Below are 19,381 nucleotides of genomic sequence, written 5' to 3' on the forward strand. Positions count from 1 at the left end.
CTTACTGCCCCAGCCGTTCGAGCAGTATGGGGACATGCACCTGGTCGGACTTGTAGTTGCCGGTCAGCATGTACATCATGATGTTGACGCCGGCGCGCAGCGCATAGATGCGTTGCATCGGATCGTTCGGCACGGTCGGCAGCAGCGGATCGCCATTCTCGTCGACCGCCCAGGCGCCGGCGAAATCATTGGCGGTGATCATGATCGGCGAAACACCGTCGCCGGTGCGCACCGGACGGTTGTCGGCATTGCTGGCTTCGAGCGATGCCTCGACCCAGAGCGGGCTGCCGGCGAAGCGGCCGGGAAATTCCGGCAGGATGAAGAAGGATTTGGTCAGCACATGGTCCGACGGCACCGGCTCCAGCGGCGGCACGTTGAGGTTGCCCAGGATGTCGCGCAGCCGCTCGGTCGCCGGGCTGGTGGAATCGGCGCCGATGCCGTTGGCGAACTGGTCGCGCGTGTCGAACAGCACCGTGCCGCCCTGTTGCATATAGGCGTCGATGCGGGCGATCGCGGCCTGGCTCGGCATGGGTGCGGCCGGATCGATCGGCCAGTAGATCAAGGGATAGAAGGACAATTCGTCCTTCGCAATGTCGACGCCGGCCGGTGCGCCGGGTTCGAGTGCGGTCTTTTCGATCAGGAAGCGGGTCAGGCCTTCGAGCCCGGCGCGGCTGATCGAATCGTCGCCCGGCACGCCGGTCAGCACATAGGCGATGCGGGTCTTCGAAATCGCCTCGATGGCCGCATCGTCGCCCGGCTTGGCATCGTCGGCGCGGGCGAAATCGGCATGGCCGAACAGTGCGCCAAGCGCAATCAGGACCGCTGCGGTGGTGGCCACCGCGCCGGCGCGGCGCGGCCGGCGCGAAAACAGGCCGCCCATCCAGAACACCGCCAGCGTGTCGAGCACCATCAGCACCAGGGCGGCCGCGACCAGCGACCCCTTCAGATTGCGCGATTCATCGAAGGCATATTGGATCGTGGTGACCGGCACGGCGATTTGCGGGCGCGCCAGCGGCGCAAACGTGCTGGCAGCATCGAGCAAATTATGGGCGAAGACGCCGGTCTCGGAGCCGTAGAGGCCGGGCGGGTTCTCGAAGGTCACCGGCAGCGCGCCGGCGCCGGGCACCAGAGGCCGCGCATCCGGCGTCGGTGGCACCAGCGAACCGTCGGCCGCGATCATGCGGTAGGGCGCCAGCGATGTGGCGGCGGCTTCGGCATTGGCGATCGCCGCGCCCTGGTTGCGCGACAGCTGGACGATGCGGCGCAGCATCTCGACGAAGCTGCCGGAGATCGGCAGGTTCGACCATGTCGCCTCGGGCGTGACGTGGAACAGCACCAGCGTGCCCTTGCCTTTCTTCAGCCCGGTGACCAGCGGCGTGCCATCGGCGAGCGCTGCCCAGGTGCGCTCGACGATGTCGGGCGTCGGCTCGGCCAGCACCTGTCTGCTTACGGTCACCTCGGTTGGCGGCGACAGATCGGCGAAGGGTCCGGCCTTGGGAAATTCGGTGACCGGCTGCGGCGAGGTCCATGACAGCGCGCCGCCGAGCGAACGCTCGCCGGTGCGCAGGCGGACCGGCAGCAAATCGTCATCATTGCCGGCGGCGGCCAGCCGCGAGCCGGCGAAACGCACCAGCGTGCCGCCATTGTCGACCCAGTCGACCAGCCTTTGCCGGACCTGCGCCGGGATGGTGCCGACGTCGGCCATAATGATCATCGCCGGCTTCTGGTCGAGGATCTGCGGGATGGCGTCGGCGAGATCGGCACTCGACGGCTCGACCAGATCGGCGAAAGGCTGCAGCGCGCGCCTGATGTAGTAGAGCGGCGACAAAAGCGGCTGCGCCTGGTCGGCCTCGGCCTGCGACAACAGCCCGACGCGGCGGCGCTTGGAGCTTTCGTCGAGCACGCGCACCGCGCCTGCCCGGCGCTCGCCGTCGAGCGCGATCGAGGCGAAGTCGTTGCGCAGCTCGAACGGCACTGCCATCGTACCGGTGGCGGTGGCTTCACCCGGTGCAAAGGTCAGCGTTGCATCGGCGATGCGGCGCCCCTTGTCGTCGAAGGCGCCGGCAGTGACCTGTGCCGGGGCCGGATCGCCCGGCGCGCGGATGGCGGTGAGCGCAAAGCCGTCGACCTGGTTGTCGGCGCCGGTCAGACCGGTTAGCGAAAGCCGATCGGCAACGGCCCAGACGACACGGGCAGCATTCTTCGACAACAGCGTGTTGAAGGCTGCCTCATCGCCCTTGGCCGCGAGGCCATCGGCCAGCACGGCGACGCTGGCACCGGGCAAGGTTTCCAGCACGCCGGCGACGCGGGCATAGACGGCGGGCCGGTCGGTCGGGATCGGCCGCGGCTTGGCGGCGCGCAGCCGGTCGAGTGCGGCGGCGGCATCGAAGGGGCCGATCTCGGCATTGGCCTTTTCGGCGGTGAAGGCAATGATCACCGGCACGCCGTTCGAGCCGGCGTCCTTGATCAGCCGCTCGGCGGTGGCGACGCGCTTGTTCCAGTCGGCGGCGCTGGCCCAGTCATTGTCGATGACCAGCGCAAGGGCCGCACCCTCGGCCGGCAGTTTTTCGCGCGGGTTGAAGACCGGTTCGGCCAGGGCTGCGACGATGAGGCCCGCCATCAGCAGCCTGAGCAATGTCAGCCACCAGGGGCTTTGATGCGGCGTCTCCTCGCGCTTCAGTACGCGCGCCAGGATCTTCAGCGGCGGGAAGATTTCGGCCTGCGGCTTGGGCGGCGTCAGCCTGAGCAGCCACCAGATCACCGGCAGCGCCAGCAGGCCCCACAGCACCATGGGGGCGCCAAAGGAGAGTGGCAGCCAGCTCATGCGACCGCCTTTCCTGGCTGATCGCCACTGGCGATCATGCCGGCACGACCGCTACCGGCACGACCTGCGGTCGGCCCGGCATAGCCGCCATCGGCGGTCATCGCCATGTGCAGGCGCACCAGCGCTTCGGACGCGAGCCGATCGGTGTGGTTGACGGTAAAGCTCCAACCGAGCCGCTTGCACCAGGCGGCCAGCTCCTGACGACGGGCGGTGTAGAGCAGGCGGTATTCGTCGCCGAGCATCTCGGCGCGTCCGGCGGTCAGCTTGTCGCCGGTCTCGGGATCGGTGAACTCGGTGCGGCCGGCATAGGGGAAGGTTTCCTCGGCCGGGTCGGCAACCTCGATCAGATGGGCGCGCACCCCGTGGCGGGCGAGCACGTCAAGCCATTCCATAGTCTCCTCGACCGGATCGAGGAAATCGCTGGCGATGACGATGTCGCAGAAGCGCCTGATGTCTGTGAGGTCAGGTTTTGCCGGCAGGTCGCCGGCATGCATCAGCTGGGCGGCGATACGCTCTGCGCCGTTGCGGGCGGTGAACGGGTCGGTCAGGCCCGGCCAGGCGATGCGCTCGCCGCTGCGCGACAGCAGTTCGGCCATGGCCAGCGCCAGCACCAGCGCGCGCGATTGCTTGGAAACGCTGGCGCCGGTCGATTTGTAGAGCATGGACGGCGAGGGGTCGGCCCACAGCCACACCGTATGGGCGGCTTCCCATTCGCGGTCGCGCACATAGGTGTGGTCGTCGCGGGCCGAACGGCGCCAGTCGATGCGCGATGAATCGCCCTCGACATAGGGCCGGAACTGCCAGAAATTCTCGCCGATGCCGCGCTTGCGGCGGCCATGCCAGCCGGCGATCACGGTGTTGACGATGCGCCGCGCCTCGACCAGCAGGTCGGGCACAAGCGAAGCCCGCAACCGGCCACGGGCGAGCGCGTCGCGCGTCGCTGCCGGAGCCTGGACCTCGCCGATGCGCGCCATCAAATTCCTTTCACGAGCTTCGCCACGACATCGCGCACGCTGGTGCCTTCGGCGCGGGCGGCGAAGGTCAGCGCCATGCGGTGCTGCAGCACCGGCTCGGCCAGCGCACGCACATCGTCAACCGATGGCGCCAGCCGTCCATCGTAGAGCGCGCGCGCCCTCGTGCACAGCATCAGCGCCTGGCTGGCGCGCGGGCCGGGGCCCCAGGCGACATGCTTGTCGGTCTCGGCATTGCCCTGGCCGGGACGCGCCGAGCGCACCAGGGTCAGGATCGCCTCGACCACGCTTTCGGGCACCGGCATGCGGCGGATCAGCGTCTGGATTTCCTTGAGGCGTGCCGGCTGCAGCACGTTCTGGGCCTTGGCGTCCTCGATGCCGGTGGTCTCCAGCAGGATGCGGCGCTCGGCCTCGATCTCCGGATAGAGGATGTCGACCTGCATCAGGAAGCGGTCGAGCTGCGCTTCGGGCAGCGGATAGGTGCCTTCCTGCTCCAGCGGGTTCTGCGTTGCCAGCACATGGAAGGGTGCCGGCAGGTCGTAGCGGGCGCCGGCAATGGTGACATGGTATTCCTGCATCGCCTGCAGCAGCGCCGACTGGGTGCGCGGCGAGGCGCGGTTGATCTCGTCGGCCATCAGCAGCTGGGCGAAGATCGGCCCGGAAATGAAGCGGAAGGAGCGCTTGCCGGTCTCGTCCTGCTCCATGACCTCGGAGCCGAGGATGTCCGACGGCATCAGGTCGGGCGTGAACTGGATGCGGCGCGAATCGAGGCCGAGCACGACGCCCAGCGTTTCGACCAGCTTGGTCTTGGCGAGGCCGGGAACGCCGACCAGCAGCGCATGGCCACCAGCCAGCACCGCCACCAGCGTGCGCTCGACGACGTTCTCCTGGCCGAAGATCACCCGGCCGACCCCGTCGCGGATCCTGGAAATGTCGGCCAGCGCCTTTTCGGCCTCGGCGACCATGTCCTTCTCGCTGATCGGGCTTTCCTTGACCATCACGCTCATGCCGCATCGATCCCTTTGGTTGGAAATACCGGCCCGCATCATATCATAGGTTGCCGCGATTCGGCCTCGCGTAGCGCCTATGGTCGAACTTAAATCACAGACTTAGGCTGACAAGCGGAACAACAGTGACTATTTCGTGACGATGACGGAACACGACGAACATCGCGAACAAAGCCTTACGAGCGCCACCGAGGCGCGCGGCCTGGAGGCGCTGATCTCGCGCGCGGCGCGTGCCGGCAAGGGCGCAGCACCCGTCGAGCGCTGGAATCCCGACTTTTGCGGCGATCTCGACATGGAGATCAAGGCCGACGGCACCTGGTTCTATCTGGGCACGCCGATCGGCCGCATGCCGCTGGTGCAGCTCTTCTCGTCCGTGCTGCGCAAGGACGCTGACGGCAGGACCTATCTGGTGACGCCTGTGGAAAAGGTCGGCATTCGCGTCGCCGACGCGCCGTTCATCGCCGTCGAAATGGATGTTTCGGGCAGTGGCGATGAACAGATCATCACCTTCCGCACCAATGTCGGCGACGTGGTCGAGGCCGGGCCGGAGCGGCCGCTGCGCTTCGTCGACGAGAACGAGACCGGCGGCCTGAAGCCCTACGTGCTGGTGCGCGGCAGGCTTGAAGCGCTGGTGGGGCGGCCTGTCATGTACGAACTGGTCGGGCATGGCGAGGAGATCGAAATCGGCGGCAAGACGATGTTTGCCGTGCGCTCGAAGGGCGCTCTGTTTCCGATCATGCCGGCGGACCAGTTGAAACGGCTGAGCGCATGATGGACCGGGTCTCGCCGGCGCCGTTTTCGTCGGCGGATTTTCGCGCGCGCTTCGCCGCGCAGCCGGAGGCGCATGCCGGCGACGACTATGGCGACCATCGCTTCAATCCGGGTCATCCACGCCTCAACCAGGGCAAGGCGCTGCGCAATGCAGCGGTGCTGATCCCGGTGGTCGATCATGATGGGGAGGCGACGGTTCTTCTGACCAAACGGGCCGAAAAGCTGCGCAGCCATTCGGGGCAGGTGGCCTTTCCCGGCGGCACCATCGATTCCACCGACGCCAGCCCGGAGGCGGCGGCGCTGCGCGAGACCTTCGAGGAGATCGGGCTTGGCCAGGACCGCATCGAGATCATCGGCCGCATGCCCGACTATGTCGCCGGCAGCGGCTACCGCATAGCGCCGGTGCTGGGCATCGTGCAGCCCGGCTTCCAGTTGACTTTGAACGCCGAGGAGGTCGATGCCGCCTTCGAAGTGCCGCTGCGCTTCCTGATGGACCCGGTGAACCACAAGCGCGACAGTCGCATGTGGAACGATCTCGAATGGTTCTTCTACGACATGCCCTATGGCGACCGGCGCATCTGGGGCGTCACCGCCGGCATCATCCGTACGCTCTATGAAAGGCTCTATGCGTGAGTGTTTCGATCGCGGGCAGGGCCGACTGGCTCGCCGACAAGCATTTGCAGCGCCTGCTTGCCGCCCTGGCTGAGGGCGGTGAGGAGGCGCGTATCGCCGGCGGCGCGGTGCGCAACACGCTGATGGGCCAGCCGGTCGCCGATATCGACATCGCCACCACCTGTTTGCCTGAGGAAACCATCCGCCGCGCCGAGGCGGAGGGCTTCAAGGCGGTGCCGACCGGCATCGAGCACGGCACGATCACGGTGGTTGCCGGCGGAAAACCCTATGAAATCACCACCTTGCGCGCCGACGTCGAGACCGACGGCCGCCGCGCCAAGGTGTCGTTTGGGCGCGACTGGAAGCTTGACGCCGAGCGGCGCGACTTTACCATCAATGCGCTCTACGCCGAGGCCGACGGCACTGTCGTCGACCTTGTCGGTGGCATTGCCGATATAGAGACGCGCCGGCTGCGCTTTATTGGTGATGCGGAAGCGCGCATCCGCGAGGACTATCTGCGCATCCTGCGCTTCTTCCGTTTTTTCGCCTGGTATGGCGAAGGCCGGCCGGACGCCGACGGGCTGAAGGCCTGCGCCCGGCTGAAGGAGGGCTTGGCCCAACTCTCGGCCGAGCGCGTCTGGTCCGAACTGAAGAAGCTTTTGTCGGCGCCTGACCCGTCGCGGGCGCTGCTGTGGATGCGGCAGGCAAGTGTGCTGACCACCGCGCTGCCGGAAAGCGAGAAATGGGGCATCGATGCCATCCACGGGCTGACCAAGGCCGAGAAGGATTTGGGCTGGGCGGCGGATCCTATGCTGCGGCTGGCGGCGATCGTGCCGCCGGATGCCGCGCGCATGAAGATACTCGCCGAGCGGCTGAGGTTTTCGACAGCGGAATCAGACCGCTTGCGCCACTGGGCACTCTCCACGGCCGTCGAGCCGAAGACGACCGAGGGCGAACTGGCGAAAAGGCTTTATCGCGGCGACAAGCAAGGGTTTGTCGATCGGCTGCGGCTGTCGCTTGCCGGAGCCAGGGTACGCGCTGTCGAGGACAATGCCGCGCTGCTCGAAGCCGGCGGCTTTTCGCGCCTGTTGGCCTTTGCGCTCAAATGGGAAAAACCGGTGTTTCCGCTGAAAGGCGCCGATCTGGCGGCGCTCGGCGCAACGCCTGGGCCGAAACTGGGCGAAATCCTCAAGAACCTTGAGGCGGAATGGATCGAAGCGGGGTTTGCGCCTGATCGCGGCGCGCTGCTCGGACGCGCCGCAAAGGCACTTGAAACCTAATCAAATGCCAGCGTCGCTCACCTACTTAATCGCTACGGGGGCCAGGGCGCGTGAGAGGCTCGCCTCTCCCTTGCCATAGACGGATGCACTGTAGTTGACCAGCGTGTCGGTACGAGCCGTATTGAGTAGATCGTTGGTGATCTGGGTCGGCGTAGCCTTGGTGAATTTGCTGCCGATGATCGCAGCGTAGCCTGAAATGATCGGCGCGGCGAAGGAGGTGCCGTAAAGGCCGGTCTTGTCGCCGGTGACACCCACGACGAGGAAATGGCTCTGCACAGCCGTGTTGGAGCCGGCGTAGTTGGAATACCAGGCAAGCTGGGCCTTGTTGGACGTCGTGCCGTTGGTGGACAGCGCGCCGACGAAAATAGCCGAAGGTTTGCCGATCAAAGCGATGTCGAGATAATCCTGCTGGCCGCTTGTGACGCCGCCCACGGCAACCGAGTCGTTGCCAGCCGCCTTGGAGACAACAGCTAGCCCTTTGGCGGCATAGGAGATGATGGAAGCTTCCTCCGGGGCCCACCCGATCTGGTTCGGGCTGTAGCCCGCCTTGGCGTACATGCCGTAGCTCAGATTGAGCACATTCAGGCCGCTCGCCAGCGGGACGTATGAGCTGGTGGTGAAGTCCTTCGACCTGATCGTCGCCAGGGGCGCAACCATGCTGGCTTCCTCGCGGGTCCACTCACCGTGCCGCTGGGTTTGAACCCCAACGCCGAAATTGCCGGAGAAGCGTGACGAGCTGCTGAAGTCGTCGACCATGGTAATGGTGACGCCCTTGCCCTTGTAGCCTGCCGCCCATGCGGCGCCGACATCGGGGCTCATCCAGTTCTGTACCGCCTGCGTCGCCGGTGCGGCCGGGATCGTCGCGCTCACGCATATGGATCCGCCACCGTGGCAGAGCGCGGCCATCTCGTCAGCGTCGAGGGCCTCCTGCGCCGACGCGAATGGCGCCGAAAGGATGACAAGGGCGGCGGCGAGGCCGAACTTCATGCAAGTACCCGACATGTTCCTACTCCAGTCAGACAAGAACCAGGATGAGCGATCGCTTTCGGGGCGAGATGAATTCTGCATTTGCAACCTCGTGGCGATCAGAACGTAACACGGTAATTCAGCCAGAGATGCTGGCTTTCCGGTTTAGCATTAACCAGATATTTCAACGTTTCCTCAGGCGCCATCTGGCTGGCCGCGAGCCGGCAATTGACGCTGTAGCTGCCCAGATCGCCATAGTCGGCTTCGCAGGACTTTTCGGTGAGCTTGCCGCCGAAGGTCGTGGTGAGCGACAGGGAAAGCGTGCTGTTGGGATTGGGATGCATCTGAGTGAGGAAGCCAAGCTTGAGGCTGGGCTCGATCCGATACTTCTCACCCTCTTCTCCGGTTCCGAAACCCCAAAGGATGCCGGTATCCTCGGTGATCTGTGTCAGCAGGTCCACATGCATGTCGACCCAGCTCGCGCGGTACCATTGGTTGAACGATACAAAGGTTCCGTTCTGCAGCTCGTAACCGCCATTGCCCAGGCCTCTGGCGCGATCGCTGAGCGGCGAGCCCTGATGGATGTCGACCAGCGATGTCGTCATTTCCTGGGCGATGGAGATTTCCTGGGCAATAGACGGGGACGCCCCGACGAGCCCGCAAAGCAGGAGCGCCGCCGTGCGCAAACGCACTCGATTGCCGGACTTTTCGCGCATGCGCGAAACACCTCGCCCCACCGTTCCGGATCAGTGCCTGGTGGCGACGGGCTTCTCTGGCAGCCCACTGTAGCCGGATTATCCGCGCGACATTGGCACGGGTTCGGTTACCGCAGGGTTTACTTTAGCGGGGGCAAATATAATTTTTCGACCTGAAAAGATCTGCCTCGCGCCGCGACCGCGATGGCGTCAGACGCGAGTCGCGGGCGTCGCGGCCCTAAGCTGTTTTTACCACCAAAGGTGAGCGCCGACGCGGTTCGCTTGCCGCCGCCCACGAAGCAAAGCCGGGCAAAACCTAGGCGGCGTCGCGAACCTTCTCGATGCGCGAGCGGATCGCCTCGATCATCGTCTCGCGGATAACAGTCTCGCCATGCGTCTCGCGCATATGCTCGACGGCACGGCGCATCACTTCGGCTTCCTCATCGGCACGGGTGTGCCACTCACAGCCGGGCACGAGCGACCCGCAGTGAAATTCCTTCATGAGATGTCTCCTTTTCCTCCGGGGAGCCGGTCGAGGCTCCGCCACTTTTTTTGGCTCACGATGCATTCCGGGTTGAATTCCCTGATGTGAGCGGGGTGGAGACTATAACACGGGAGGAGCGGTCTGGTTGCATCAAAGCATCGTGCATCGCCCGCTCTGTCGCCAATTCCGGACGGAACCGCTCTGGCTGATGTTACGGCCAGCGCACCTCCGGCGGCAGGCTGGACAGGATCGACGCGACATTGCCGCCGGTCTTCAGGCCGAAGATGGTGCCGCGATCGTGCAGCAGGTTGAATTCGACGTAGCGGCCACGGCGGATGAGCTGTTCGTCGCGGTCGCCGTCGGTCCAGTTCTCGTTGAAGTTGGCGCGCACGAGGTGGCCGTAGACGACGAGGAAGGAGCGCCCGACATCCTGGACGAAGTTGAAGTCGGCATTCCAGCCGCCTTTGTCCTCGTCCGAATGCAGCCAGTCGAAGAAGATGCCGCCAGTGCCGCGCGGCTCGTTGCGGTGCGGCAGGTAAAAATACTCGTCGCACCAGGTCTTGAATTTCGGATAATCGGCGACATCAGCGTTCTTTTCGCAAGCGAACTGCATGGCGCGGTGGAAAGCGACGGTGTCGGGATCGTCCTGGGTGCGGCGGCGGTCGAGCACCGGCGTCAGATCGGCGCCGCCGCCGAACCATTGCCTGGAGGTGACCACCATGCGCGTGTTCATGTGGACGGCCGGAACGTTGGGGTTCCAGGGATGCGCGATCAGCGAAATACCGGAGGCCCAGAAGCGCGGGTCTTCCTCGGCGCCGGGCATCTGCTTCCTGAATTCGGGCGAGAACTCGCCATAAACGGTCGAAGTGTGGACGCCGACCTTCTCGAAGACGCGGCCATGCATCATCGACATGGTGCCGCCGCCGCCCTTGCCCTGGTCACGCTCCCACGGCGTCTTTTCGAAACGGCCCGGCGACCAAGAGGCGAGCGGGCCCTGGAGATCCTGCTCGATCTGCTCGAAGGCGCCGCAGATGCGTTCGCGCAAGGCTTCGAACCACAGGCGGGCCTTCATCTTCTTCTCTTCGATGTCGGCGGGCAGGCCAGCTTGTATTTCAGGTCGTTCCAAAGCGCCGTCTCCGGTTGCGGGGCGGTGAGTCGACAAAAGACTCGTCTTTTCCGGGCGCGATCCCTAATCTCTTGAGGGACAGGGTCAAGTCACTTTGGTTTTGCGCATGATCCTTTCCGAAATCGGTTTTCGGGGTCATGCGCCAGGTGCAAGGAGCTGTTTCGTGCGCACCCCGGCAAGACCGCCGCTGGATGGCCTGAAGAAAAGGCTCGACCAAAGCCGGGCCGAACGCGCACGCATGCCGCGCGACGGTTTTTTGCGCGAGACCTTCGTCCTGCCGCGCTCGGACGCTCGGCTCAAGGCCAAGGAATGGTTCGAGCGCTTTCCCAAGCAGGCCTACTGGACCGAGATCGAAAGCTGGTTCGAGCGGCCGGGGGACCTGATCGAGTTCACCATCAGGCGGTTGCCGGTGGCGGATTGAACGCCACCGGCCTCGATGCGGGATATGTCAAGCCTGATTTATCGACCCTGGACGATCTTGATGTACGTGCTTCTGTCGCCCGTTCCGAGATGCGCCCTTTTCATCTCGGCATAGGTCAGGCGCCCATTCACGAATGCACGCACGGTTCTTCCGCACCAGACCTGCGGAAGTCTGGCTACACTGACATTGATCGCCTTGGCAGCTTCATGCTTGGACCTGAGCGGCGCTTGCGCGGAATGTTGGATGCATTCCGCAAGCAGTTGCTTATACATCGCAGGGCTGCCCTGAACCACAGTTCTTGCTGTATTCCAATCGCCTTCACTCGGCATGCATCCGGCCAACAGAATGGCACCAAACAACGCGCCGAAAATCTTGTACCCCAATTTCAATTCTGCCCCCCAAGTTAGTCGCAGGAGCGTATCAATCACAAGTATGTGACCTCGACAAGACTGCCCGGCGACTTAGGAACAAGATAGCCGTCGATGGCGGGTCGGGCCGTAGATTGCTTCAGCTTGCCATCATCCTGCCACCAGCCTTCTCGCGCCCGTGCCTTCCCTCGCCAACCGGTCGCCCTTGTTCCGGAGCGGGCATTTGTCGATCGACATGCAACCGCAGCCGATGCAGTCGGTCAGCCCGTCGCGCAGTTTCTTCAGCTGGGCGATTTTGTGGTCGAGCCCGTCGCGCCAGGCGGTCGACAAAAGGTTCCAGTCGTCGCGCGTCGGCGTGCGGCCCTCGGGCAGTGATTCAAGTGCGGCACCGATTTCGGCCAGCGAGATGCCGACCTCCTGAGCGACCTTGATGATCGCCACCCGCCGTAGCACGTCGCGGCCGTAGCGGCGCTGGTTGCCCGACGTGCGGTGGCTGCGGATCAGCCCGCGCGCTTCGTAGAAATGCAATGCCGACACCGCGACGCCGCTGCGCATGGCCACCTGGCCGACCGTCAATTCCGTTACTGGAGCCATTTCCCATTTTTCCGCTTGACCTCAAGTTAAGTTGAGCTTGTAGCGAAGAAATGCTGATTGGGCAAATGACAGGAGAAGGCGATGTGCGCCTGGGTGAGAATGACGGAAAACGGAGTTGCCGGCGAGCCGTTAGCGGAGCTGCCGGACGGCTTCGCCCGCCACCATGGCGACGGACAGCGCGACATTGATGCTGCGCGCGCTGCCCTGCATCGGGATGGTCAGCCGCGCATCCGCCGCCTGATGGACCGGATCCGGCACGCCTGCGGATTCGCGGCCAAACAGCAGGATGTCACCGTCCGCGAAGCTGAAGCTGATGTAGGGGGTCGTCGCCTTGGTCGACAGCAGCACCAGCCGGCGCCCGTCTTTCTTGCGCCAGTCCTCGAAGGCGTTCCAGTCAATGTGCCGGGTCAGGGCAGCCATTTCGAGGTAGTCCATGCCGGCGCGCTTGAGCGCCTTGTCGGAGAGCGGAAAGCCGGCCGGTTCGATGATATCGACGCCAAGGCCGAGGCACGCGGCGAAGCGCAGGATTGTCCCGGTATTGCCGGCAATGTCCGGCTGGTAGAGCGCGATGCGGAGACGACAGTTCATTTCCGCGTCCTTCTAATAAGTGGCAGATCGGCAACAGCGGGGTCGTGGTTTTGGAAATTGCGGGACCTGCGTGTGGCCATTTTTTTCGAAGTCGGGTATACGGCCAGCATTGTCAACCCGAACCGATGGAGGGGAAACTCATGATGACCATGCACATCCAGCGCCCCTCTCGTGGGCTTACCTGCCTGCTGGCGGTTTCGGTACGACAATTCTCCTAGTTCTCTAAGACTTGATCGCACCGATTCCCGCCGAAACGATTTTTCGGCTCTCGAAGGAATCCTGCGATGTTTTTCAAAAAGTCAAAAGGGCTGAACGCCCGACCTGAGCATGTCCAGACCGATGCCGAGCGTCGGTTGCGGACAGACGCAATCCGTGCCTCCGGCCGAATGCCGGCGGACGACGTTGCTTCGCCTTTCCATCTCTATTTTCATACGGAGGACGGACCGATGTTCGATCCCTACAGAATACCTGGCTCGAGGAGCCTGCATATCCACCGGGTGCCGACCTGGGCGCTGCTGATCGGCGACACCTATTCGTCGGCGGTCCATGCCGAAGTCCGCCGCCGCCCGCATCGCGGCATGCTGCCGGATGTCGATTTTTCGCGCGCGGTGCCCGATCCGAGCCGTCCGTCGCTGGTGCGCCGGATCATCCGGCTGATCCGGCCGGGTGCGAAAATCCGGCTTGTCGACACCGCACTGTCAGGATCGGCAAGCGAGCCTGTCGGCGAAAAGCCCGCGAACCCCTATATTGCGCGAAGCAGGGCCGACGGTCCGGATGAGTCCGGACCGTCGGCCCTCGGCGCCACACGGCCCGGGGATTTCGGACGTCGCCAAGCCGCGTAAGCGGAAAACAGATTTAATGAGCATGACCCATGTTGTTGTTTAACTGGTTTGAAAGAAGGCTCGATCCGTTCCCGGCAGCGGAACCGGTCGAGCCGCCCAAGACGCTGGTCGCCTTCTGCCTGCATTATACGCGCGGCGCCTGGCCCTATATCCTTGTCGACGCGGTGCTGGTGACGGCCATCGCCATCGCGGAAGTGTGGATGTTCGGCTTCCTTGGCCGCATCGTCGACTGGCTCTCGGCGCAGAATCGCGAAACCTTCCTGCAGACCGAGGGCTGGAAGCTCGCCGCCATGGCCTTCATCGTGCTGTTCGCACTGCCGGGCACGGTCTGGCTGCATTCGCTGCTCAACCAGCAGACGCTGATGGGCAACTATCCCATGCGCATCCGCTGGCAGGTGCATCGTTACCTGCTCAAGCAATCGATGAGCTTCTACCAGGACGAGTTCGCCGGCCGCATCGCCACCAAGCTGATGCAGACCGCGCTCGCCGTGCGCGAATGCGTCATCAAGGTGATCGACGTTCTGAACTACGTCATCGTCTATTTCCTCGGCATGCTGTGGATCGTCGGCTCCGCTGACTGGCGGTTGGCCGCGCCGCTCGGCGTCTGGCTGGTCGGCTACATCCTGTTGCTGCGCTATTTCATCCCGCGCCTGGGCAAGGTCGGCGAGGAGCAGGCCAATGCGCGCTCGGTCATGACCGGCCGCGTCGTCGACAGCTACTCCAACATCCAGACGGTCAAGCTGTTCAGTCATGCCAAGCGCGAGGCCACCTTCGCCAAGGAAGGCATGACAGGCTTCCTCGACACGGTCTATCGGTCGATGCGCCTGGTGACGGTGCTTTTCGGCTCGCTCTATATCCTGAACGCGCTGCTGTTGTTCTCGGTCACCGCCATCTCGCTGTGGCTGTGGATGGGGCAAGTGGTGACGATCGGCGCGGTTGCCGTTGTCATCGGCCTGGTGCTCAGAATGTGGGGCATGTCGCAGTGGATCATGTGGGAAATGTCGGGCCTGTTCGAGAACATCGGCACGGTGCAGGACGGCATCGCCTCGATTTCGCTGCCGCGCCTGGTCGAGGACAGGCCGGATGCGAAGGAGATCAGCGTTTCCAGGGGTGAGATCCGCTTCGAGGACATCCGCTTCCACTACGGCAAGCAGAAAGGCGTCATCGAAAACCTGTCGCTGGCGGTGAAGCCGGGCGAGAAGGTCGGCATTGTCGGCCGCTCGGGCGCCGGCAAGTCGACGCTGGTCAACCTGCTGCTGCGCTTCTACGATTTGGAAAGCGGCCGGATCCTCATCGACGGCCAGGAGATCGCCGGTGTGAAGCAGGACTCGCTGCGCGCCCAGATCGGCATGGTCACGCAGGACACCTCGCTGCTGCATCGCTCGGTGCGCGAGAACATCCTCTATGGCCGGCCGGACGCCAGCGACGAAATGCTTGTCGAGGCGGCGCGGCGGGCCGAGGCGCTGGACTTCATCGGCGGGCTTGCGGACCACAAGGGCCGCAAGGGTTTCGACGCCTATGTCGGTGACCGCGGCGTCAAATTGTCCGGCGGCCAGCGGCAACGCATCGCCATTGCTCGCGTTATGTTGAAGGATGCTCCAATACTTATCCTTGACGAGGCGACGTCGGCGCTGGATTCCGAGGCGGAAGCGGCCATCCAGGAGAACCTCTACAAACTCATGCAAGGCAAGACCGTCATCGCCATCGCCCACCGGCTGTCGACCATTGCGGCGATGGACAGGCTTGTGGTGATGGACCAGGGCAGGGTCATCGAGGAAGGTTCGCACGAGGACCTGGTCGCCAAGGGCGGGCTCTACGCGCAGCTCTGGCAGCGCCAGTCGGGCGGGTTCCTGCTCGAGGACATCCCGGCCGATGTCGCCAACGACGTGATCGCAAAGGGGCAAGCCGCAGAATGATGGCCGCCGCATGATGACAGCCATCTATCGCTGGTTCGAGAACTGGGTCTATCCGTTCAGGGAGCCGGCGAATCTTCGGCCACCGTCGAGCGTCGGCGGATTTCTTTGGCACTATGTAGGCCAGGCGAAGTTCGCCTTCTTCGCCATGCTGGTCATCGGCGGCATCGCGCCGCTGGTTGAGGCCGGCCTGTTCTACTTCGTCGGGCGGCTGGTCGACATCCTCGACCAGCTTCCCGGCGAGCGCAGCTGGCATGCGCTGTGGGCCGCCGCCGGCCCCGAGCTGGTGTTCATGATCGCGGTGGTGCTTGTCATCCGCACCGTCGTCGTCGGCCTGTCGGCGCTGGTCGACGAGCAGACGATCACGCCCGGCTTCTACAATCTGGTGCGCTGGCAGGCGCACCGGCACGTCTCGCGCCAGTCCTATGCCTTCTTCCAGAACGATTTCGCCGGCCGTATCGCGACAAAGGTCTGGCAGGCGGGCCAGGCGACCGGCGACCTGATGGAAAGCTTCATCGAAGTCATCTGGTTCATGCTTATCTACACGGTGACGACACTGGCGTTGGTCGCCAGCCTTGACTGGCGGCTGGCGGCGCTGGTGGTGATCTGGATCGTGGCCTTCGGCTGGTTGGCAAAACTCTATCTGCCGGCGATCCGCAAGAATGCCGAGGCCACGGCCGAAGCAGGCTCGATGATCAATGGCCGCATCGTCGATTCCTATTCCAACGTGCAGACGCTTAAGCTGTTCTCGGCCGATGGCGACGATCATTACATCCGCAATGGCTTCGACATCTATCTCGACGCGCTGCGGCCCTTCACCCGCCGGCTCACCGGCGTGCGGATGGCGCTGACGACGCTGTCGGGGATCGTGATCACGGCGATCGGCTGTTTTGCCGTCTATCTCTGGGTGGAGGGCTCGATCACCGTCGGCGCCGTCGCCTTCACGCTGTCGCTGGTGCTGCGGCTCAACATGCTGCTTGGCCGGGTGATGATGCAGCTCAACGGCATTCTTCGGAACCTCGGCGTGCTGGAGAACTCCAAGGCGCTGATCTCGCAGCCGCTCGGACTTGTCGATGCGCCCGATGCCAGGGAGCTCGTCGTCGCCGGCGGGCGTATTGACGTGAAGAATGTCGAGTTCCACTACGGCAAGGGGTTCGGCGTGCTGAACGGCATCGACCTCGTCGTCAAGCCGGGCGAGAAGGTCGGGCTGGTTGGGCCGTCGGGTGCCGGCAAGACGACGCTCGCCAATCTGATCCTGCGGCTTTACGACCTCGAGAGCGGCAAGATCCTGATCGACGGACAGGACGTCGCCGATGTCACGCAAAATTCGCTGCGCGCCAATATCGGCGTCGTCAGCCAGGACACCGCCCTGTTCCACCGTTCGCTGCGCGACAACATCAAGCTCGGCATGCCTGACGCGACCGACGCCGAGGTGATCGCGGCGGCGAGGAAGGCCGAGGCGCATGACTTCATCCTGGGCCTGCGTGATAACAGGGACCGCGCCGGCTACGAAGCCTTTGTCGGCGAGCGCGGCGTGAAACTGTCGGGCGGCCAGCGCCAGCGGGTGGCAATCGCGCGCGTCTTCCTCAAGGATGCGCCGATCCTGATCCTCGACGAGGCGACCTCGGCGCTCGATTCCGACATCGAGGCGGCGATCCAGGAGAATCTCACCCGGCTGATGGAGAACAAGACGGTCATCGCCATCGCCCACCGGCTGTCGACGATCGCCGCCCTCGATCGCCTCGTCGTGTTGGACGGCGGCCGCATCGTCGAGCAAGGCACGCATGACGAGCTGGTGGCGCTCGACGGGCTTTATGCGCGGCTGTGGAAGCGACAGTCCGGCGGCTTCCTCTATCACGAGGAAAGCGTGCTCGAAGAGACGCGGCCGGCGGAGTAGGCGCATGGGTGGATCGCCAGAGGTCGGCCCAGAGATCGGCTATGTGCTCAAGCGGCTCCGGCCAACCACGCCGGCCTTCGACAGGCTGAAGGACGAGAGCCGGCTGGAAGGCTACTGGATGCTGGTGCGCCTGGCGGACAGCTGGGCAGGCGGCCGCAACAAGTTCCTGAAGCGAGGCGAGGCGCTTTACGGGGCATGGCACGGCCGGGACCTCGCCGGTGTCTGCGGGCTGAACATCGATCCCTATGTCGAGGGCAGGGAGCAGGGCCGGGTCCGGCACCTGTTCGTCAGCGCGCCTCACCGCCGTGCCGGCCTTGGCCACATGCTGGTCGAGACCGTCATCGATCGGGCCCGCCAGTATTTCAGCGTGTTGAACACCCGCGCGCCGCCGGCAGCCTTCGGCTTCTACGAAAGGCTTGGCTTTCAGCGCGTGGCAGGCGAAGAATTCGTCACCCACCGCTTGGTGCTCGGGAAGGGGAACTGAAATGTCCTTGCGTCCGCCATCTCATCTTGCCGGCTCTTCGGCCGCCGAAGCCGCCTTCGACGCGCTTGGCCATGAGATCCTGGCCGAGAAGGCGGCGGCACTCGGCCGGGCCGGCCAAAAGGTCGAGGAAACGCTGGCTCGGCTAAGCGACAATGCAGACGAGGAACTGCGTCCCCGGCTTCTCAAGGAGGCTGCCGCGGCCGTGCACGCCTATTTCATCCAGCGCGAACTTTGCGGCCTGCGCAGGCACGAGGCCGTCATCCGCGAGTATGGCATCCCCAAGGCGGTGCTTGTCCGGTTGGGGGCAATGTAAGGATCATTCGAGCCATTCGGTGATGAACTTGCCGTTCTCGTGAATGTCAGTGGTTTCCAGCGGACCCGGACCGAGATTGGTGAATTTGTGCGGTGTGTGGGGCGGCACGATGACAATCTGGCCGGCGGAAGCCTCGATTTCCTTATCGCCGACGGTGAACAGGCCGGTGCCCTGGCGGATGATGAAAATCTCGGTGTAGGGATGGGCGTGCAGCCGCGGGCCGCCGCCTTCATCTGGCAGGTAGTTGAAGATCAGGCAGGAGTTGGAGCCGTAGGCACCGCATTGCAACTCGCCCTTCCAGTGGTCGGAGCGAACGGCCCATTCCTCACGGTCTATGACGTGTGCCATGCCTGGGAAGATAGATCACACCAACGCCCCGTGTCGAGGCAAGCTGGAGTCTCGGATTTTGCTGATATTTCCCGGTTGTTTAGCCGCCCTCTGCGGCCATTCGCCGTCCCGCCGGCCAATAGGGGATTTTGTCCCCGCGACAATCTGCCCTTGTGCCTTCACCCGTCTGGACAAAAACGGGCTTCACGCATAAACCGAAGTCCAAATGCCGGAGGAATTCGCTAGCCTGTTCGCCATGCGCTGTCGGGTTGGCGTGATTGAGCGGGGAACAAGGCTCGGCCACCGGCGCGGAAGAGGCGAAAGGATCAGGCACCCGTGAGCGCAACCGACATCCACGATCCCAATCGTCGAGATTTTCTTTATGTCGCCACGGGCATGGCCGCCGTGGTCGGCGCCGGTGCCTTCGCCTGGCCGTTCATCGACCAGATGCGCCCAGATGCCTCGACGCTGGCACTCGCTTCGGTCGAGGTCGATGTCGCCTCGCTGACGCCTGGTAGTTCGCTGATCGTCAAATGGCGCGGCAAGCCGGTCGTGGTGCGCAACCGCACCGAAAAGGAAATGAAGGACGGCGAGGCCGTCAGCCTCTCCGATCTCAAGGATCCGATCGCCCGCAACGCCAATCTGCCGGCCGACGCGCCGGCGACCGACGCCAACCGCACCACGCCCGGCAAGGAAGCCTGGATGGTGATGGTTCAGGTCTGCACGCATCTGGGCTGTATCCCGCTTGGCCAGGAAGGCGATTTCGGCGGCTGGTTCTGCCCGTGCCATGGTTCGCAATACGACACCGCCGGCCGCATCCGCAAAGGCCCGGCGCCCGAGAACATGGCTGTGCCGGTATTCAAGTTCATTTCCGATACCAAGATCCTTATCGGTTGAG

The 19,381-nt window shown here is 64.2% G+C and carries 21 protein-coding genes; 10 read left to right on the forward strand and 11 right to left on the reverse strand.

The annotated features are described in order from the left end of the window. Position 1: 1 nt before the first annotated feature. From AC56QX_RS13190 to AC56QX_RS13200, 3 genes are read right to left on the reverse strand one after another with little or no spacing between them, the layout of a single operon-like run. Entirely contained in the window at positions 2–2,824 is a 2,823-nt protein-coding gene (locus tag AC56QX_RS13190) for a DUF4159 domain-containing protein (protein WP_497116446.1), read from the reverse strand. After that, the gene (locus AC56QX_RS13195; protein WP_497116448.1) at positions 2,821–3,798 is read right to left on the reverse strand and encodes a DUF58 domain-containing protein; all 978 of its coding nucleotides are present in this window, start codon (positions 3,796–3,798) and stop codon (positions 2,821–2,823) included. Before AC56QX_RS13195 ends, AC56QX_RS13190 begins: the two co-directional genes overlap by 4 nt. Beyond that, the gene (locus AC56QX_RS13200; protein ID WP_477224130.1) at positions 3,798–4,802 is read right to left on the reverse strand and encodes an AAA family ATPase; all 1,005 of its coding nucleotides are present in this window, start codon (positions 4,800–4,802) and stop codon (positions 3,798–3,800) included. Before AC56QX_RS13200 ends, AC56QX_RS13195 begins: the two co-directional genes overlap by 1 nt. 142 nt (positions 4,803–4,944) lie before the next feature. On the opposite strand from AC56QX_RS13200, the gene AC56QX_RS13205 reads away from it, so the two are divergent. Genes AC56QX_RS13205 through AC56QX_RS13215 form a run of 3 tightly spaced genes read left to right on the forward strand, consistent with a single transcriptional unit; the run spans position 4,945 to position 7,465 of the window. Then, a complete protein-coding gene (locus tag AC56QX_RS13205) occupies positions 4,945–5,574 on the forward strand; it encodes a DUF1285 domain-containing protein (RefSeq protein WP_497117749.1) in 630 nt (209 codons plus the stop codon). Next, positions 5,574–6,206: a CoA pyrophosphatase gene (locus AC56QX_RS13210; RefSeq protein ID WP_497117750.1), complete on the forward strand. Its 633-nt coding sequence runs from the start codon at positions 5,574–5,576 to the stop codon at positions 6,204–6,206. Before AC56QX_RS13205 ends, AC56QX_RS13210 begins: the two co-directional genes overlap by 1 nt. Continuing rightward, positions 6,203–7,465, forward strand: coding sequence for a CCA tRNA nucleotidyltransferase (locus tag AC56QX_RS13215; RefSeq protein ID WP_497116450.1), 1,263 nt, complete (start codon positions 6,203–6,205; stop codon positions 7,463–7,465). The genes AC56QX_RS13210 and AC56QX_RS13215 overlap by 4 nt, the downstream gene beginning before the upstream one ends. Before the next feature lie 21 nt (positions 7,466–7,486). Here the strand turns inward: AC56QX_RS13215 and AC56QX_RS13220 are convergent, their stop codons facing one another. The 4 genes from AC56QX_RS13220 to hemF form a co-directional block, all read right to left on the reverse strand. Next, positions 7,487–8,467 carry a S8 family serine peptidase gene (locus tag AC56QX_RS13220; protein WP_497116452.1) on the reverse strand — a complete coding sequence of 327 codons (981 nt, stop codon included), beginning with the start codon at positions 8,465–8,467 and terminating at the stop codon, positions 7,487–7,489. Between the two features lie 83 nt (positions 8,468–8,550). Beyond that, positions 8,551–9,147 (reverse strand): hypothetical protein, encoded by a 597-nt coding sequence (locus AC56QX_RS13225; protein WP_497116454.1) that lies wholly within the window; start codon positions 9,145–9,147, stop codon positions 8,551–8,553. A 295-nt stretch (positions 9,148–9,442) separates the two neighbouring features. Further along, the gene (locus AC56QX_RS13230) at positions 9,443–9,628 is read right to left on the reverse strand and encodes a DUF1059 domain-containing protein (RefSeq protein ID WP_027030667.1); all 186 of its coding nucleotides are present in this window, start codon (positions 9,626–9,628) and stop codon (positions 9,443–9,445) included. A gap of 193 nt (positions 9,629–9,821) precedes the next feature. Beyond that, positions 9,822–10,736, reverse strand: a complete 915-nt coding sequence (gene hemF / locus AC56QX_RS13235) for an oxygen-dependent coproporphyrinogen oxidase (protein ID WP_497116456.1) — start codon at positions 10,734–10,736, stop codon at positions 9,822–9,824. Positions 10,737–10,899: 163 nt separating this feature from the next. Between hemF and AC56QX_RS13240 the strand changes: the two genes are divergently transcribed. Further along, positions 10,900–11,157, forward strand: coding sequence for a hypothetical protein (locus AC56QX_RS13240; protein WP_027030665.1), 258 nt, complete (start codon positions 10,900–10,902; stop codon positions 11,155–11,157). 38 nt (positions 11,158–11,195) lie between these two features. Here the strand turns inward: AC56QX_RS13240 and AC56QX_RS13245 are convergent, their stop codons facing one another. The 3 genes from AC56QX_RS13245 to AC56QX_RS13255 form a co-directional block, all read right to left on the reverse strand. Next, a complete protein-coding gene (locus tag AC56QX_RS13245) occupies positions 11,196–11,540 on the reverse strand; it encodes a hypothetical protein (RefSeq protein ID WP_497116458.1) in 345 nt (114 codons plus the stop codon). Positions 11,541–11,675: 135 nt separating this feature from the next. After that, entirely contained in the window at positions 11,676–12,119 is a 444-nt protein-coding gene (gene soxR, locus AC56QX_RS13250; protein WP_497116460.1) for a redox-sensitive transcriptional activator SoxR, read from the reverse strand. Between the two features lie 129 nt (positions 12,120–12,248). Continuing rightward, the gene (locus tag AC56QX_RS13255; RefSeq protein ID WP_497116462.1) at positions 12,249–12,707 is read right to left on the reverse strand and encodes a tRNA (cytidine(34)-2'-O)-methyltransferase; all 459 of its coding nucleotides are present in this window, start codon (positions 12,705–12,707) and stop codon (positions 12,249–12,251) included. A gap of 284 nt (positions 12,708–12,991) precedes the next feature. Between AC56QX_RS13255 and AC56QX_RS13260 the strand changes: the two genes are divergently transcribed. Genes AC56QX_RS13260 through AC56QX_RS13280 form a run of 5 tightly spaced genes read left to right on the forward strand, consistent with a single transcriptional unit; the run spans position 12,992 to position 18,156 of the window. Further along, positions 12,992–13,549 carry a hypothetical protein gene (locus AC56QX_RS13260; protein WP_497116464.1) on the forward strand — a complete coding sequence of 186 codons (558 nt, stop codon included), beginning with the start codon at positions 12,992–12,994 and terminating at the stop codon, positions 13,547–13,549. Between the two features lie 29 nt (positions 13,550–13,578). After that, entirely contained in the window at positions 13,579–15,465 is a 1,887-nt protein-coding gene (locus AC56QX_RS13265; RefSeq protein ID WP_497116466.1) for an ABC transporter ATP-binding protein, read from the forward strand. 10 nt (positions 15,466–15,475) lie between these two features. Then, positions 15,476–17,359: an ABC transporter ATP-binding protein gene (locus AC56QX_RS13270; RefSeq protein WP_497116468.1), complete on the forward strand. Its 1,884-nt coding sequence runs from the start codon at positions 15,476–15,478 to the stop codon at positions 17,357–17,359. 4 nt (positions 17,360–17,363) lie between these two features. Continuing rightward, positions 17,364–17,843, forward strand: coding sequence for a GNAT family N-acetyltransferase (locus tag AC56QX_RS13275; protein ID WP_497116470.1), 480 nt, complete (start codon positions 17,364–17,366; stop codon positions 17,841–17,843). Position 17,844: 1 nt separating this feature from the next. Then, positions 17,845–18,156: a DUF6665 family protein gene (locus tag AC56QX_RS13280; protein WP_497116472.1), complete on the forward strand. Its 312-nt coding sequence runs from the start codon at positions 17,845–17,847 to the stop codon at positions 18,154–18,156. Between the two features lie 3 nt (positions 18,157–18,159). On the opposite strand, the gene AC56QX_RS13285 is transcribed toward AC56QX_RS13280, so the two are convergent. Then, entirely contained in the window at positions 18,160–18,504 is a 345-nt protein-coding gene (locus tag AC56QX_RS13285; protein ID WP_497116474.1) for a cupin domain-containing protein, read from the reverse strand. A gap of 315 nt (positions 18,505–18,819) precedes the next feature. Between AC56QX_RS13285 and petA the strand changes: the two genes are divergently transcribed. Further along, a complete protein-coding gene (petA, locus tag AC56QX_RS13290; RefSeq protein WP_477444131.1) occupies positions 18,820–19,380 on the forward strand; it encodes a ubiquinol-cytochrome c reductase iron-sulfur subunit in 561 nt (186 codons plus the stop codon). Position 19,381: the final 1 nt, after the last annotated feature.

This window comes from Mesorhizobium sp. RCAM 06353, from assembly GCF_059683585.1.

Bases quoted from the DNA above. Each gene is read 5' to 3' on its own strand.
- AC56QX_RS13195 (WP_497116448.1), bottom strand. From the start codon at position 3,798: ATGGCGCGCATCGGCGAGGTCCAGGCTCCGGCAGCGACGCGCGACGCG.
- AC56QX_RS13230 (WP_027030667.1), bottom strand. From the start codon at position 9,628: ATGAAGGAATTTCACTGCGGGTCGCTCGTGCCCGGCTGTGAGTGGCAC.
- AC56QX_RS13220 (WP_497116452.1), bottom strand. From the start codon at position 8,467: ATGTCGGGTACTTGCATGAAGTTCGGCCTCGCCGCCGCCCTTGTCATC.
- AC56QX_RS13205 (WP_497117749.1), top strand. From the start codon at position 4,945: ATGACGGAACACGACGAACATCGCGAACAAAGCCTTACGAGCGCCACC.
- AC56QX_RS13210 (WP_497117750.1), top strand. From the start codon at position 5,574: ATGGACCGGGTCTCGCCGGCGCCGTTTTCGTCGGCGGATTTTCGCGCG.
- AC56QX_RS13200 (WP_477224130.1), bottom strand. From the start codon at position 4,802: ATGAGCGTGATGGTCAAGGAAAGCCCGATCAGCGAGAAGGACATGGTC.
- AC56QX_RS13255 (WP_497116462.1), bottom strand. From the start codon at position 12,707: ATGAACTGTCGTCTCCGCATCGCGCTCTACCAGCCGGACATTGCCGGC.
- AC56QX_RS13285 (WP_497116474.1), bottom strand. From the start codon at position 18,504: ATGGCACACGTCATAGACCGTGAGGAATGGGCCGTTCGCTCCGACCAC.
- AC56QX_RS13265 (WP_497116466.1), top strand. From the start codon at position 13,579: ATGTTGTTGTTTAACTGGTTTGAAAGAAGGCTCGATCCGTTCCCGGCA.
- AC56QX_RS13260 (WP_497116464.1), top strand. From the start codon at position 12,992: ATGTTTTTCAAAAAGTCAAAAGGGCTGAACGCCCGACCTGAGCATGTC.
- AC56QX_RS13270 (WP_497116468.1), top strand. From the start codon at position 15,476: ATGATGACAGCCATCTATCGCTGGTTCGAGAACTGGGTCTATCCGTTC.
- soxR (WP_497116460.1), bottom strand. From the start codon at position 12,119: ATGGCTCCAGTAACGGAATTGACGGTCGGCCAGGTGGCCATGCGCAGC.
- AC56QX_RS13280 (WP_497116472.1), top strand. From the start codon at position 17,845: ATGTCCTTGCGTCCGCCATCTCATCTTGCCGGCTCTTCGGCCGCCGAA.
- AC56QX_RS13225 (WP_497116454.1), bottom strand. From the start codon at position 9,147: ATGCGCGAAAAGTCCGGCAATCGAGTGCGTTTGCGCACGGCGGCGCTC.
- AC56QX_RS13275 (WP_497116470.1), top strand. From the start codon at position 17,364: ATGGGTGGATCGCCAGAGGTCGGCCCAGAGATCGGCTATGTGCTCAAG.
- AC56QX_RS13190 (WP_497116446.1), bottom strand. From the start codon at position 2,824: ATGAGCTGGCTGCCACTCTCCTTTGGCGCCCCCATGGTGCTGTGGGGC.